Consider the following 16,050-nt stretch of genomic DNA (forward strand, 5'->3'; position numbering starts at 1 on the left):
ATACAGATGGCTGATGAAGGATTGGTAACGTTTTTAAATAAAATGGCAACTCGCGAAGAAGTTGTCGAAATGATCGCAGCAGGCGATTACATGGTTTTAGCGGGTGATGAAAACGTTCTCGAAGGTCTGCCATCAGGCAATTGGATAGCTGGAACAATTCCTTATTTTATGGCCAACGACGGTGGCCGCGTAGACGAAGAAATGCTGCATGTCAGCGTTATTAGTGGTTTTCCCTCTAATGCTCGTCCACATTTAACGCTTTACGATGTAAATTCTGTTTCGCGAATCGCAAAAGAAGCGCCCGAGCATGGTTTCACGCTGTTGATTCTGCCGGGTGAGTCGAGTGTTCACATGGAATATGCCCAGCATGCTCCTGATTACCAGAACATGTACTTCTCGCCCATTATTGGTTGGGTGAGCGGCTTTCGTGTAGACCAAATGGGTGAGCGTTCTGCGAAGGTAGGTTTTGGCCCAGCATCGGGCATGCTCAGCGATGCGCAGGCCGTAGCAATGCACGTGCATCTACCAGAAGAGCAAACTGCGCAAATTAAAACCGTTAACTTGTTTGAGCAGGGTGACGGCCCGGTTATCAAATTTAAACAAACTGGTTTTGAAGTTAACAGTTGTGAGGTTAATGGCGATACTTGGAATTTTGCCGAGTATGTAACCGAAAACCACATTGATGTGCGCTGGCCGCTGGTTGCTGACTACTCAGGCGTGTTGGTAAACGTGGCTATTTTGGATGTAAGCCGCGAAGACGCGAAATTTTATGCGCCGGTTTTTCCAGACGTAGAATATAAATTTGCGCGCCCGGTTGAAGATTATATTACCGAGTTTGATAAAGCACTGGGTCGTACCGACACCACAAACATAGCGTTCTCGTGTAACAGTATCTGGAACCTATTGTATTGCGACCTAGAAGGTAAAAAGACTGCCGATTTAACCGGCCCTATGGCATTCGGTGAAATCGCCTATCAGCTTCTTACCCAAACGCTGGTTTATCTAACCCTAGAAAAAGTTTAGTTGTAAAAATCGGAAAGAACCCCTCTTACTTGTCACTGCTTTGATTGACAAGATTTCAAGCCGGCCTAGGTCGGCTTTTCTTTTTATAAACCTCCGCTCGGGGTTTACATCGAGAGCTAAGACCTCGAAAACATTGTCGTTAACTCTATATACAATCCGACGATGACCAACTCGATATCTATATAAATCTTCGCAGTCAGATAACAAAATTGCACCATTTAACCTTGGATTTTCTGCGATTTCATCTAACGTAGCAATGATTCAGGGTCTAATTTGTGGGTGCAATTTTTTAACGTCTTTTTTGGCTCCTCGATGGAGAACAACGTTATATATTATCTTCTGTTTCCCTTTTCAGATATCCCCAACTCCTTTTTGAAATCACGTAGATTTTGTGCTCCGTTCATATCACCAGATCGTAAGTTAACCTCTTCAATATTTTGCTGAGCGTCCAGATGATCTAAAAACTAATCATATTGTTCGGATGTTAATATTGCTCCAACCTGTTGGCCGTTGGATGTTAGAACAATCTCTGTTTTTGATGTTTAAACGATTTTACAAATTCTAATATCGTTTCAGTATCGTTGATATCCGTTTCAATATATTCATCTTCGCTCATTTTCGTTTTCTTCGTTAATAATTAGAATGTTGAGTTAAAACCGAAGGGATTGCAGAAAACCCATTGCAAAAAACCGTTGCAAAAAAATGATTTGCAAAGTTATCTCGTCTCATAATTATTTCTGTTATTTAGTGCGCAATAGGTCAATGGATTTCGGATTTAACAGATTAGCTAGATATTCTTTTGGTATCATGCAGCACTTTATTTTCTGTAACTGAAGACATCATGCAGCAATCAATATCAACCAGAATTTATGTCACTTGCTAGGTTTTTAAAACGAATTTTTTTAAAGAGATGTTAAAACATTGCATTTAAAAGGAAATCCATTCTTTGTTGCTTCGTTTTTAATTTGCTCGGTTATTTTTATGGCCACTTCAGCGTCAAACCAGCCGATCTTAACGCTGCCATTCTTGTGAATATCTAACATTGTGCTCGCAGAACAAAAATCATCCAGATATAAATACGTTTTCAAGATATCTACAACAAAATCCATTTCGGTTACATCGTCATTAAAAAATTCAATTTGTGCCTTGTTGGAGTTGCTTCTCTCTTTGGGTTTGCTAGAAATATCAAACAGAGGTTTTTCTAAATTAAATCTTTTGATTTTCGAAATAGACCTTTTGAATTTTAACATCGTTAAAAATTTTTTTACGTCACAGTCCAGTCCAAGTTCTTTGACTTCTGCTGGAAAACAATTTAATACGCCGACTATTAGTGAGGTCCATCCGAATATAAGCAAGAGGCCATTGTCAGAAATTAGGTAGTGGTAAAGTATAAAAGTCAGACCAATAAAAATATTAGCCAAAACTCCACTGGCTATTATGGCGACTTCTTTCCCCCATGTGGTCTTATTAATTTCTCGCTCATAGGCAACAAAGCCGGAAAATATATTTTTTTGTAGGCTTATTGTGTATTTATTCTCACATCGCTTTATGCTTATTGGATACACCGAAAACTCAATGACCTTGTGGCCTGCCATCAAAACTGCGACTAGGTGGCCAATCTCATGAATAAGAATAGCGAGTAAAAAGCTAATAACATGTAAAATAATTACTTGCATAAACGTTATGGTTCCACCCTGAGGTGCACAAAGCAGCGTGTTATTTAATGGTGAGCCCAAGGCAGAAATCAAGTTTTGCCTGATGTTTAAACGGCTTGTTGTACATGCTAAGCATCGTTAAAACTGAGCGGTGCCAGTTAAATTACTTTGCATAAAAAAGCAGAGTAATGACAACGAAATTTACCACGTTTTTATGCAAATAAAGAAGGCAAGCAGAAGGTAATTAATGAAATTTTAAGGGTAGAATTGGTCGCTAAGGCGATAATTTAATGCTTTAGTTTACTAAATTTTAACGTCTTAATAATGGTAATTTTAGACATCAATAGATAGTTGTCTTAAAGCGAAAAAATCCTGCTGGGACAATAATATCGTAGTTCAGGAATCTTTGATCAAATCAGGAATGAGTTAAGCAGTGATTCTTTTAGTAAAATCAAAATAAAACGCGGAGAAATTTAGTCTTTGTAGTTGAATCAATTTTGCAGTGAGACAAGCAAAACAGGTATGAGATGTAATTTATGACTATTGGTGTAGCTAAATCGGATTCTGGAATAGCATGCTCACCAAATTTTATTTCAGTCTGTTAGGCTCCTCGACCGTATCGCACGGTATTTCCATTTTTTGAATATGGGAGGACTAATAATTCTGCAAAGTGCTCTTTATTAGGCTTTCCGTCAAAGTCCCAACTTATGTATGTGCTGTCACCGTATATACAGAAGACTTTATTTTCTTTTAGATTAACTTCTATTTGATCGCATGGATCGTAAGGCGGGGCGACCCAATAAATATTACGGTGATTATCGTAAGCAACTGCAAATATAAAGAAGTTGTCTTCGGTTATTCGGGTTATGAAAACATCCGCAGGAGACGCTATATCAGGGGTTTTCTTGGTTTCCCCAACGTTAATCCAGTTAGTTTTGAATGATGGTACGTTAGCGTTAGCCTCGTATGAAGGCTTCAAAGAAGCCACAAAAGGATAAGCAGTAAAAATAGCCCCAAGGGTGCATAAAGCTAGTAGAGAATATTTCAAAAAGGTTTGCATGTTTCTCATGAGCCTAACGCCGCCATTTGCGGAAAATTTGTTTTTATGATTTCTTCAAAGGCAGCAATTTTACCCACAGCAGAGCTAAAAATATGGGCATAAAGGCAGGCACTATAAATATGGAACTTACGAATTTGTATCCCAACAAAGATAGCGCCCCTATAGAAGATGACCAATAAAAGAACTTTTTAGGCCAAAATATTTTCCCTACTGTTATTGAGATTAATGTTTCGTTTTTCGTTACGAACACGATTAATACTGGCAACGCCACTATAAAGAAGGCTAACACCAGGAAGATAATCGCCAGCATTCCAATCACAATAAAAACTCATAACGATGCAAGCAAAGGCGAGCTTTATCGAGTCCAGTAACACGTAGTGCTACGATTTTGACTTGCTTTGTTATACAATTACTAAAGTCTTGATAGATATTCATTCGCTCTTTTCTCCGCTAAATCCAGTTCATCTTTTGTAGAACCGCCATTGTAGCAGTGCTTCATTGAAACATTTGGATAATAGAAAGCGCCTTTTAGATTTGGATGATGATCAGCTAAAGGTACTTTCCATTTCCTTTGGCTGTAATCATCGAACCAGCGACTTGCCTTAAAAATGCTCGGTTTATCAGTTACTCGCTGAAGTGAAACATCTTCTACCTCACAGCGTATTTTATATAACTCGAAATAAAAAACCATTGATTCAAAACCACGTCCTTTGAAAAGAACTTCATTATCAGCCCAATTCCCATCAGATGATTGGAAGGCAACATCAGTTCCTTTTGAATCAAATAGATAAATACCTAACCCCCAGGTGCCTACGATCCCGATCACTGCTAAAACTAATATCCATTTAAGTATTTTAATCATCGCTGTTCCCATAACGCTCACATTTACGGCTGATTTAGAGCGCAGCGGAAAACCAGTCCGACAGTAGCGCTTTGTCAGGTATCTGCTAGAGGTCAAGAATTTTAATCTTTTTCTCCTCTTTTTCTATATAGCTATTGATATCTAGATAAACTCTTTTCAGAGTTATAACTCCTTCCAAACAATTCTGAAATAAGTCATCCTCCAACTTGCAAATCTGGATGAACTTTAATCCTTCCATCTCAATGCATTCTTCAAATTCGGTGGAGGTTTCTGAAACTCTTAAGATTTCTTCTTTTTGGCTGTCTATAATTGTTGTAAAATCTCGTTGTAAATTTTCACTGAAGCGGAAAATTAATTTAGTTGCTAATTCATATGGATCATATGTGCCAGGAAAATTTCCTGTATTATTTCCACTAAATTTTATTACATATGGCGCAAGCGTCTTATCCCGTAATACAACCTTAAAATCAGAATTATCAAAAATTTCTAATAATGCCGCCTTTTCTATTTTTTCTTTTTCTTTTTCTTTTTCTTTTTCAATGCGGTACTTTTCCATTATTTCTTCAATGTGAGGTTTTAGAAAAAATATAAAAAATTTATATTTATCTATTTGAGAAAGAAAAACCAATTCTTGATTCCATTGATGCCAATTACCTTTAAGCATTAACTCATAAAACTTTTTAGCGAATTCGGCATTTCTATTTTTTATGAAATTTGCACAATAAAACTCTCTAACACTTTTGTGAACAAAGTGATAATCTAAGCCTTCCTCTACAATTAGACAGCTCAACTTAACTATGTCATGGATGAATAAGGCAGGGTCACACTGTGCGTCAGTAGTTTGCACGGCATCACTAGACACTTTAAATATTTCTCTATGTGAAAAGTTTGTATAACCGTACTTGCTAGAAAAAAAACAAAATGCCTCAAATATCTCTTGGAGCCTCCTTTCGTTAACTTCGCATTTTCTTTCCCTGGTAAAACCTGGTTTTGTTTTATCGTGTCTTACAAGTAATGTTTGAAATAGTTCATCATAGAACTCTGAAAGCTCCTCTGGTATTTTTTGACTCGTTTTGTAAGCAATAATTAAAAGGGTTATCATTAATGGAGTGGTTAATAGACCCTTGATATCGTTTGAACTATTTTTTATGGCGATAATAATTGATGTTTTTTGCTCTTCATTTGAGGCTAACTTACCTATTATTCCTTCTTGATCTTCTTTCGTAAGCGGAGCTAGATGAAATACTCTAAAGAAAGCAGAGCGTTCTATTCCTGAGTCAGGCCTAGATGTTACTATAATCCTTAGGTTTTCATATTTGTCAGACCAGTTCTCGAGCTGAGAGATAGTTTTCTGAATATAAACAGAGCCTATTTCATCAAATCCATCAAATAAAAATAAAAATTTCCCAGATTTTGCGAAAAAATCAAACAATAAATCGTCGACATCAAATCCCCAGGAATTTAATGTAGTGTAAACTAGATCTTTTAAACTTGTCTGATCGTCAATCTTTCTCAGCTCTATAAAAACAGGAATTTTATTACCAATTCTTAATTCTTGAGAACAAAGATATCGTAAAAAGATCGACTTCCCTTGGCCTACTGTACCTTGAATGACAACGTTTGTATCAAGAGGGACTTTCTCAGCTTTATTTATCTCGATTCTTTTATTATCTACAATAATTTTAGAAGGGTAGTAAAAGGTCTTTATGTTTACCTCCTTCTCAACTTGCCAAATTGTTTTAACCTTCTGTATATTCGATATTTTCTTATACAAACTATTAATATTGTTGGCTGCCTGCCATCTCTTCAATCTAGTTTTCATGCTGGACTTACCAGTTTCATAAAGATCATCGAGTGGTTTTTTTAGCAATTTCGCAACTTCCATTAGTGCAACTGGTTCAGTCATATTCTATCTCGCTGTAAATTATTACCTGATGTGTAACGCCTCTCGCGAGGGCAGAAAAATAAGCGTAGCGTTTTGGTTGTCCCTACGACCAGTGTGAGCTATTGCTGCGGTTTTTTATGTTTCATCACTTGAATCTGTGTCTATAACAGCAAGGTTTGTTGTGGTTTTAAGCAAGCGTTCGATTTCGGAAACTGAATAACCTTTGGCATGTATTACTGTATTGCTTTCTGTAGTAATTATTACTTCTCGACTTTTCCTGGCTTCAATCCATGAGGCAATAACCTTAGCTAAAGTATTCCAGGGCATTGCCTCAGATAAAGCACTGATACTCTCAACAATTCCAGATGTTTTAGGTTGAGACGAAAAACATTGAACTCGGTTATGAGGAATATTTTCTGAATCTAAGGCGGCCAAAAATGAATCAGCACCACCATTAAATAGACTAATTCGTATAAAACTATAATCTTCCATTTATTAATGCTCCCTAATGCTTAAAGAAATAAAATTTAATAGTTGTCTCCACGACTTATATTCCTCAATACACCGTCGCTGCGACGTATATCGTCGTCGGTTTTTCGCAAAGCTATCTCGAATGGTTTGTTGGGTCAATGTTTGTATTTGTTTGGCGTAATATTCTTTTTTATTTTCTCTTTTGTAGTAAGGCGTGTCGCAGAGGTTTTTTATTTGGTTTGTGGTTTTTAAATGTTTTTAGATGGCAAAATATTATTGTTATTTATTTTTGAAGTAATTAGCTCAAAAATGTTGAGTGGTTTTAAGGTGTATTTTATTAAATTTATCTTTAAATGTTGGTTTAATTGATTTCTTGTTTTTACGAAAATTATTTTTCACGATAAAAACATTTAAGATAGATTCTGAGTAACTCGCTCATGGTTTGATTTGGCAAAATTAGGTTTTAATGCGTGATTTATTGAAGCGATTTTTTTGGAGGATTTATTGTGAAAGGATTTTTTGACCCAGTTTTTTTGAAAGGAGTTTTTGATGCAAAAGAGTTGTGTTTCTAGCAACGTATCTGTCGCTAGAGGTTTTTCGTAAGAAAAGTTTGTTGGAAAGGAGCTGGTTTATCGCTAGGTGTTAAATGTTTGATTTAGTGTTCGGGTTTTACGTGTCTGTCGAGTGAGCCTATGTCTAAGACTGGCGCTGCTTCGATATTTTGGGCGTCCATCATTTGGGCGACGCGTTGCAGTGACGCCAGTATCATGGATTGTTCCCAGTCTTGTAGGTTGCTGAATTGACGAACAAATTGTTCTTGTAGCGGTGTTGGCGCTTCTTTTAAGGTTTGTTCGCCGTCTTCTGTTAGGTACGCGTGAACCTTGCGCTTGTCTTCGCTGGAGCGGGAGCGATAGGTGAGTCCGCGTTTGTCTAACCGATCTAAAATGGTGGTCACTGTTGCCTGGCTTAAGCTTACGTCGTTGGCCAGTTCGCGAATGGTGACCTCGCCTTTTTTGGCGATGCTACGCATCAACAAAATTTGTGGCGCAGTGAGGCCAGAGATTTTAGAGAGGTGTTTTGAGTGTAAGTCGGTTGCGCGAATCACTCTGCGCAACGCAATTAGAACTTCTTCGGTGTTAGACATTGATTCCACGCCAACTAATTTGGCTGGATTATAACGAGAAATTTGCAGTCGCCAAGATCAATTTTACGGCTTTGAAACCATGCCCTTAAATAAACTAAAACACATAGCGATAAGTACTAGAGTAAATGGCAGTCCGGTGGCGATGGTACCGGCCTGAAGTGCGCCTAGTGCGGTTTTGCCGCCGCCAATCATCAACACCGCGGCAATTAAACCTTCGGTGGTTGCCCAAAAAATACGTTGTGTCACCGGTGCGTCGAGCTTTCCGCCTGCGGTAATGCTGTCGATAACCAGTGATCCCGAGTCGGATGAGGTCACAAAAAACACCAGCACCAAGATAATGGCAGTGGCGGAAGTCAGCTGCGACATGGGTAGGTTTTCGAGCATTTGGAATAGCACCAAGCTAACCTTGCCAATGCCGTTGGCGAGTTCACCAACGCCATGTTGTGCTTGACTCAACGCGCTTACGCCGAATACGTTCATCCAAACCAGCGTAACCACAGTGGGAATCACTAATACTGCGATAATAAATTCTCGAACGGTTCGGCCTTTAGAGATGCGCGCGATGAACATTCCCACAAATGGTGACCAGCTAATCCACCAGGCCCAATAAAATACCGTCCAGCTTTGCATCCAGCCCTCGTCAGAGCGACCTAGCCATTGGCTGAGCGCAAAGATATTTTCTAGGTAGCCCACCGTACTTGTGCCGATGTTATGAACGATCTCAAGGGTTGGGCCAATTAAGAAGACGGCCACCAGTAAAATGGCAGCAAGAACCATATTGATGTTACTTAGGATTTTAACGCCGCCATCTAACCCTCGTACCACAGAAAGCACGGCGAAAAAGGTCACGCCAACAATAATGCAGATTCTGGTGGTGATTTCATCGGGTGTGCCGAACAAAAAATGCAGTCCCGATGAGGCCTGTGTGGCGCCAAAGCCCAATGAGGTTGCCAGACCAAAAATGGTTGCCAGTACGGCAAACACATCGATGACGTGGCCCCAAAATCCCCAAATGCGATCGCCCAGTAATGGATAAAACACCGAACGAATGGTGAGTGGTAAGCCTTTGTTAAAGCTGAAAAAAGCCAGCGATAAGCCCACGACGGCATAGATGGCCCACGCGTGTAGACCCCAATGATAAAGCGTTGCCGGAAGTGCCAAATCCGCAGAGGCCTGCGAGTTGGGTTTAACATCAAGCGGTGTGCCGCCCCAGCCGGTGTAGTAGGCCAGGGGTTCGGTTACTGCCCAAAACATCAAGCCAATGCCCATTCCTGCGGCAAACAGCATGGCAAACCACGATATTCGCGAAAACTGTGGTTTGGCGTTGTCACCGCCCAGGCGAATTTTACCCGTAGGCAGTAGCGCCAAAGCTATGCAGAACAAAATCAGAAAACTCGCCGAGCCCATAAACAGCCAGTCAAATTTGTTGATGCTCCATTGCTTTGCTTGGTTGAGCAGGTCGTTCGCTGTGGTGGGAGCGATGATGCTGGCTGCGACGAAAATAAGAATCAAGGTTGCGCTAACAAAGAATACGGGGTTGTGAAGATCCATTCCCCAAAGCCTTACGTTGTCTTGGCCTATTTCGTAATCAGTTTCATAGGGTTTTGAGTGATGGTTATTCATTATTCTCAAAATATTATATAGTTAGATGTCTAATGTATTTTGATTCTATCATTAAATTGCTTTTAGCTCGAATAGAACGCCTAGGCTCGTATCTTTGGTGAGGTTTTGATTTTTTACCGCTAAATGTCCGAGATTATGGAGTTGGTTGTGTGATTTTTATTGGGTTGAGCAAATTTTGATAATGTGGATAATTGAAAAATAGTTAGAATTCTAATCAATTATTTAATATATATTGTTAGTGCACTAATAATTATTCTGTTTTTAAACAACGGAAATCGCTAGGGCCAGGGTCGTGGCGTTAGCTGACTCATTTCGTCATTCACTAAAAGGGAAATCATGCTTCATAAAAAACTATTAGCCGCTGCTGTTGCAGTTGTGCCGTTTAGTTCACTCAGTTCAATCACTTACGCCCAAATTGAAGAAGTCATTGTTACCGCTACCAAGCGTTCAGAAAGTTCTCAAGATGTGCCGCTTGCTGTTTCTGCCATTAACGAAGAGTCTCTTGAACAGTTGGGTGTCAGTAACTTTTCTGATTACCTTATTCAACTGCCCGGCATTACCGCCGGTGGTTCTGGTCCCGGTCAAAACACCATTTATATTCGTGGCCTTGCTTCAACAACACCAAACCTAACAACAGCCGGTGTTGCCGGTCTTGCGCCTAACGTAGCGTTTTATCTAGATGAACAGCCTCTCGGCCAGCCGGGCCGAAATCTTGATGTCTACACCGCGGATTTGAGCCGCGTTGAGGTTCTATCTGGTCCGCAGGGCACCTTGTTTGGTGCCAGTTCGCAAGCCGGTACCGTGCGCCTAATTACCAACAAACCCGATCACAGCGAAACCTACGGCAAGATAAAACTTGGTGCTGCCGCAACCAGTGGTGGCGATCCCAGTAACAATCTTGAAGTGATGGGTAATCTCGCCGTGAGCGACAGTTTTGCTTTGCGTGCGGTGGTGTATCGTGATGAGCAGGGCGGTTATGTGGATAACGTACGCGGAACCCTAAGTGCCGAAGAGAGTGCGCGCTTTCGAAGCGCCGATACGGTTCGCGCTAACGGTGTCGTTGTTGGCCCAACCCGCGCGGGCTTCCAAGCCGGTTCCGATTTGAGCGGCGTTAATTTTATTGAAGCCGATAATGCCGACTTGGTTGAAGACAACTTTAACGAAACCACCTATACCGGCGGTCGTATCAGCGCATCTTTTGATATCAACGAAAACTGGAATCTTCTAGTTTCGCATGCTCAACAGGAGCTGGATTCTGACGGTGTATTCTTTGCCGATCCAGAATTGGGTGACGATGATCCGGCTATTCAGCATTTCCAGCCCGATCAACTCGAAGACGAGTTCAACAATACTGCATGGACCATTACCGGTCGTGTTGCCGAGCTAGAAATTGTGTATACCGGCGCCTTCACCGATCGTGATACCGAGCAATTAGTCGATTACTCTGATTACTTGTTTGTGGGTCAGTATTTGCCGTACTACATCTGTGACGGTTCGGTATCTTATCCGGGCAGTGCCGCACCGAGCGGAACCTGTTATGCACCTAATCTGTTTGTTGATAGCGAAACCAACACCGAAGTAATTACCCACGAAATTCGCATTTCTACCGATGCCAGCAAACCTATACGTGCCACGGTGGGTGCTTTCTACAGCGATCTTGAGTTAGAAGAGCGTAACGACTTTAACTATCCGGGTTCTACTCAGGTGCTGGGTTTTAATGGTCAGGTGGGTTTTGCCGATAACTTCCCGTTCACCACAGGTTTTACCTCCGATGCAGGGCCGTTCCCGGCTGGTGTTATTTTCCGTAACGATGTTCGTCGTACCGATGAACAGTTCGGTACCTTTGGTGAGGTGACCTTTGATATTTCTGAGCAGTTTGCCTTAACCTTTGGGGCGCGTTACTACGATATTGAAGTGGATTTTGAGGGCAGCGCTAACTCATCATTCTGTAATCTCGGCAGCGATGTTGATATCAACGGATTTGGTACCGATATTTCCGATATCTACAATAACGACGGCCAAATTACCTTCCGTGGTACCTGTGACCCAGATTCGCAAATTACCTACACGCAGGCCGATGTCGATGATCCGAACATTGCCGTGCCCGATGCGGTTATTGCGGCGCTGAATGCCCCCGGTAATGCCTCCACCGACGGTACCATCTTTAAGATAACCGCCAACTGGACACCGACCGACAATACCTTATTTTACGCAACCGTATCGGAAGGTTTCCGCCCCGGTTTGTTAAACCGTCCGGGTGGTGCAACCAATGCTGCTGGCACCTTCTCGGTACCCTATGCGCTTGATACCGACGAGGTTTTAAATACCGAAATCGGCTGGAAGACCGATTTGTTTGATCAGCAATTACGCTTTAACGGCAGTATCTTCTACGTGGATATTAGCGATCTGCAAACCACCATTTTTGATCCAAGCATTACCAACTTGTTCTTCTCAGATAACGCCGCCGATGCCGAAATCTTAGGCCTTGAAGCCGATTTTATTTGGGCGCCCTACGCGGTTTACGGTTTAACGGTCAAAGGTGCTATTTCGTTGCTCGATACCGAAGTGACCGATGTTCTCACGCCAACGGAAGATGTTAGAGAAGGTGATTCTTTGGCCTATGCGCCGGAATTCCAAGCCAATCTTCAAGTGCGTTACGAGTGGGATCTGCAAGGTTACACCGCGCATGTTATGCCGCACATGGCGTATTCCGACGAAGCCTTTAGTGACATCATCACCATTAACCGCGCAAAAATCGACAGCTGGGTGTTGTTTGGTCTTACTGCGGGTTTAAGCAGTGACAAATGGACCGCCGAGCTGTATGTGGATAACTTGTTGGACGAACGCGCCGAGCTTGCCGTTAACTTTATTAACGACCGCGAGCGCGTGAGCTATGCACGGCCAAGAACCGGTGGTGTTCGATTAAGTTATAACTTTTAAAGGAACCTATAGGAACCTCTGATTAACTCATCCCCGATTTAATCAAAGGACAGAAATTGACAATGCGATTTCCAATTTGTTTACAATTTCAAGATTAATCAGAATTTCCTAAAGCGATATTCTAACACGTGCTTACAAAACACCCCTTAATAGGGGTGTTTTTGTTTTTAAACTCATTTATTTTTATTCTTGGTTTAATTCTGTGACTCCAACCGATCAAAAAACGCTTGAACAACTTATGCGCTCGCAAAACTTTAGTGGCGCTATAGAATTTATCGACACCTTAATAGCGCGTGATGGCGACGAACCCGATAGTTTGTATTTTCGGGCGGTGTGCTTGCGTTATTTAGGTAATGTAGATTTGGCGTTGCAGGTATTGCATCAATTAAAAATGCGCTCGCCCGGTTATTCGCGAGCGTTTCAAGAAGAAGGTCATTGCTTTAAAAAACTCGGTCAATTTGATCAAGCACTGTCGGCTTATGCAAAAGCTTGTCAATTAAATCCGGCGTTACACGCCAGCTATAACGCGCAAATTGAGATATTACGCAGCCAGAGTCGGTTTGATCAGGCGAATGCTGTACAGGTGCAATTGCATTATTTGCAACAACAACCTAAAGCCTTGCAAGGCGTTTTAGATTTAATGTCACAGGGTAAATGGTTAAAAGCCGAAAAGCTCTGCCGACAATTTTTGCAAAGATACCCAAAGCACGTTGAAGCCATGCGTTTATTGGCAGAAGTGGGCGTGCAATTAGGCGTGCTCGACGATGCGGAATTTTTATTAGAAAGCGCACTTATTTTTGAGCCCGATAATTTTTTGGTGCACCGCGACTATATTCAGGTTTTAAGAAAACGGCAAAAATTTGCAAAAGCCTTAGAACAAGCAAAAACATTGTGGGAAAAATTCTCAGATAATCCTCAAGCGCAATCCATTTACGCCATTGAGTTTATGCAAACCGGTGATTACCAAAAAGCCATCGATTTATTCGATCAGGTACTTACCACCCTGCCTAATGAGCCAATTACCTTAACCTCTAAAGGTCATGCTTTAAAAACCTGGGGGCGAACCGAATCGGCCATTGAATCCTATCGTCAAGCCTTGGCGGTTAAACCCGCTCACGGTGAAGCTTGGTATGCGCTAGCGAATTTAAAAACCGTGCAGTTTTCCGGCGATGATATTGATCAAATGTTAAAGCAATTACAATCCGGTGATTTAGGGCCTGCTGAATTGGTGTACGTGTATTTCGCTTTAGGCAAAGCGTTTGAAGATAATAAAGATTTTGAAAAATCTTTTTATTATTACGAACAAGGTAACACGCTTAAAAAACTGCAAAGTCGCTATCAAGCCGACCAAATTACCGAAGAGTTTCAGCAGCAAAAATTAGTCTTCACTAACGAATTTATTCAATCGCGAAAAGGCTACGGCTGCTTAAAACCCGATCCCATTTTTATTGTTGGCTTGCCTAGAGCTGGCTCTACACTGCTTGAACAGATTTTAGCATCGCACAGCCAGGTTGATGGTACCCTTGAATTACCCAATATTTTATCGCTGGTGCATCGAATTCGCCGCGGTGAGTCACGTGACGGTGGCAACCATTATCCACACGCGATTACACATATCTCGCCGGAACAGTTAACAGAGTTTGGTGAAGAATACTTACGCGATACGCAAATTCACCGGCAGGGCGCAGCCTATTTTATCGATAAAATGCCCAACAACTTTCGTCATATTGGTTTGATCAAACTCATTTTACCCAACGCGAAAATTATTGACGCGCGCCGAGAACCAATGGCGTGTTGCTTTAGTGGTTTTAAACAGCTATTTGCCGAAGGACAAGAGTTTAGTTATTCCTTAAAAGACATTGGTCAATATTACCGCGACTACGAAGATTTGATGGCGTTTTGGCAAGCACAATTTCCCGGTGAAATATTGCAAGTGAATTACGAAGAGGTTGTGGATGATTTTGAAAACCAAGTTCGTAGATTGTTACATTACTGTGGCTTGGAGTTTGAGCAATCGTGTTTGGATTTTTATAAAAATAAACGCGCCGTACGCACCGCGAGCTCCGAACAAGTACGTCAGCCTATCTACAAAAGTGGTGTTGATCAGTGGCGTCATTACGAACCGTTTCTGCAACCGCTTAAAGAGTTATTGAATTATCGTTAATTGCCTACGTGAATAGCTCGTTTTGCTTGACAATTTTTATTGTTGAACCACTATTCAGGATTGAGCGTATAAAAAATCCTTTCTATAGGAACCTCTGATTAACTCATCCATGATTTAATCAGAGGACAGAAATTGAAAATGCGATTTCCAATTTCTTCACAATTTCAATCACTTACCGTTCTTGAAATTGGCGACACATCCTTGTGTCGCGAGAAACTCTGGTTAATCAGAGTTTCCTATATATTTCTTGATGGAATATATAAGCGTCTGTATAACTATAAATAAGCTTACAAACAGACTCTTGCCGTCTTATTTACGGCAAGAATTGTGTAGAATCTCGCGGCTTGTCGTAGCGGAAATATAAAAATGGATAGTCAGCTTAGTATCGTACTTGTTAGCTATAACAGTGGTGGGGTTATTGACCGCTGTTTGGGGGATTTAATTCGCAGTCAGGCGTTTCCTATCATTGTTGTGGATAACAACAGCTCCGATAATACGCCCGCTTATTTAAGAGATAGCTATCCAAATTTAACCGTGATTGATGCTGGTTATAATATTGGTTATGGCGGTGCTGCGAATATCGGCATGAAAGCTTGTCAAACACCTTTTGTACTCTTGTTAAATCCTGATGTTATTGTGACCGCTGATGAAATTACGCAATTTTTTACGGTTGCCTATAATCATCGTAGTGAAAATAACGAACTGGATTGGACGGTGTTTGCACCTGCAACCGGCGCTAAAAGTTTTAAAAAGCAAGGTATTTTAGAGGTGTCTAACGTGTTGGGGGCAGTCATGCTCTTTAACATGCAAAAGCTCAACAGCATTGGTTTATTTGATGAACGCTATTTTATGTTCTATGAAGAAAAAGACCTTTGTTTACGCATTATAAAAGCCGGAGAAAAAATTCTTTTAGATTCGGATATTCTGTTCGAACACGACAAAGGCACGTCTTCGGGTTCATCCAATAAAATTTATTATTTAAAGCAATGGCATGTGGCTTGGTCGAGCATGTATTACTTCGAAAAGCACTTTCCTAATCCACAAAAAAAAGCGCGATCATTACTCGCTCGGTATCGCTTTAAAGCGTATTTCAGCCTAAAAAAACAAGCACGTATTAAATTCAAAGCTCGCTTGAATGGTTTAAAAGAGTACTTAAGTGGACGAGACTGCCGCAACGAAGATCGCACCCCTAAGGGTTTTGATCGGGTCGCGTAGACCGAGTC

11 protein-coding genes are annotated in these 16,050 nt (G+C 41.1%); 4 read left to right on the top strand and 7 right to left on the bottom strand.

The window, feature by feature from the left end; genetic code table 11:
• Positions 1–6 precede the first annotated feature (6 nt).
• On the top strand, positions 7–1,023 hold the full coding sequence (locus ACYQ28_RS01155) for a DUF6976 family protein (RefSeq protein ID WP_460047467.1): 1,017 nt from the start codon (positions 7–9) through the stop codon (positions 1,021–1,023).
• A 902-nt stretch (positions 1,024–1,925) separates the two neighbouring features.
• Here the strand turns inward: ACYQ28_RS01155 and ACYQ28_RS01160 are convergent.
• The 7 genes from ACYQ28_RS01160 to ACYQ28_RS01190 all read right to left on the bottom strand — a co-directional run bounded on the left by ACYQ28_RS01160 (position 1,926) and on the right by ACYQ28_RS01190 (position 9,723).
• On the bottom strand, positions 1,926–2,699 hold the full coding sequence (locus ACYQ28_RS01160) for an ATP-dependent Clp protease adaptor ClpS (RefSeq protein ID WP_460047468.1): 774 nt from the start codon (positions 2,697–2,699) through the stop codon (positions 1,926–1,928).
• Positions 2,700–3,279: 580 nt separating this feature from the next.
• Entirely contained in the window at positions 3,280–3,747 is a 468-nt protein-coding gene (locus ACYQ28_RS01165; RefSeq protein WP_460047469.1) for a hypothetical protein, read from the bottom strand.
• Positions 3,748–4,150: 403 nt separating this feature from the next.
• Positions 4,151–4,612: a hypothetical protein gene (locus ACYQ28_RS01170; protein ID WP_460047470.1), complete on the bottom strand. Its 462-nt coding sequence runs from the start codon at positions 4,610–4,612 to the stop codon at positions 4,151–4,153.
• A gap of 73 nt (positions 4,613–4,685) precedes the next feature.
• A complete protein-coding gene (locus ACYQ28_RS01175) occupies positions 4,686–6,506 on the bottom strand; it encodes an NACHT domain-containing protein (protein WP_460047471.1) in 1,821 nt (606 codons plus the stop codon).
• Positions 6,507–6,620: 114 nt separating this feature from the next.
• Entirely contained in the window at positions 6,621–6,977 is a 357-nt protein-coding gene (locus ACYQ28_RS01180) for a hypothetical protein (RefSeq protein ID WP_460047472.1), read from the bottom strand.
• A 634-nt stretch (positions 6,978–7,611) separates the two neighbouring features.
• A complete protein-coding gene (locus tag ACYQ28_RS01185; RefSeq protein ID WP_460047473.1) occupies positions 7,612–8,100 on the bottom strand; it encodes a MarR family winged helix-turn-helix transcriptional regulator in 489 nt (162 codons plus the stop codon).
• A gap of 63 nt (positions 8,101–8,163) precedes the next feature.
• The gene (locus ACYQ28_RS01190; RefSeq protein ID WP_460047474.1) at positions 8,164–9,723 is read right to left on the bottom strand and encodes a BCCT family transporter; all 1,560 of its coding nucleotides are present in this window, start codon (positions 9,721–9,723) and stop codon (positions 8,164–8,166) included.
• 336 nt (positions 9,724–10,059) lie between these two features.
• On the opposite strand from ACYQ28_RS01190, the gene ACYQ28_RS01195 reads away from it, so the two are divergent.
• From ACYQ28_RS01195 to ACYQ28_RS01205, 3 genes are all read left to right on the top strand, one after another.
• Positions 10,060–12,663: a TonB-dependent receptor gene (locus tag ACYQ28_RS01195; RefSeq protein WP_460047475.1), complete on the top strand. Its 2,604-nt coding sequence runs from the start codon at positions 10,060–10,062 to the stop codon at positions 12,661–12,663.
• A gap of 202 nt (positions 12,664–12,865) precedes the next feature.
• Positions 12,866–14,827, top strand: a complete 1,962-nt coding sequence (locus ACYQ28_RS01200) for a tetratricopeptide repeat-containing sulfotransferase family protein (protein ID WP_460047476.1) — start codon at positions 12,866–12,868, stop codon at positions 14,825–14,827.
• Between the two features lie 366 nt (positions 14,828–15,193).
• Positions 15,194–16,042, top strand: a complete 849-nt coding sequence (locus ACYQ28_RS01205; RefSeq protein WP_460047477.1) for a glycosyltransferase family 2 protein — start codon at positions 15,194–15,196, stop codon at positions 16,040–16,042.
• The last annotated feature ends 8 nt before the right edge of the window (positions 16,043–16,050 follow it).

The organism is Sessilibacter sp. MAH1 (assembly GCF_054658315.1).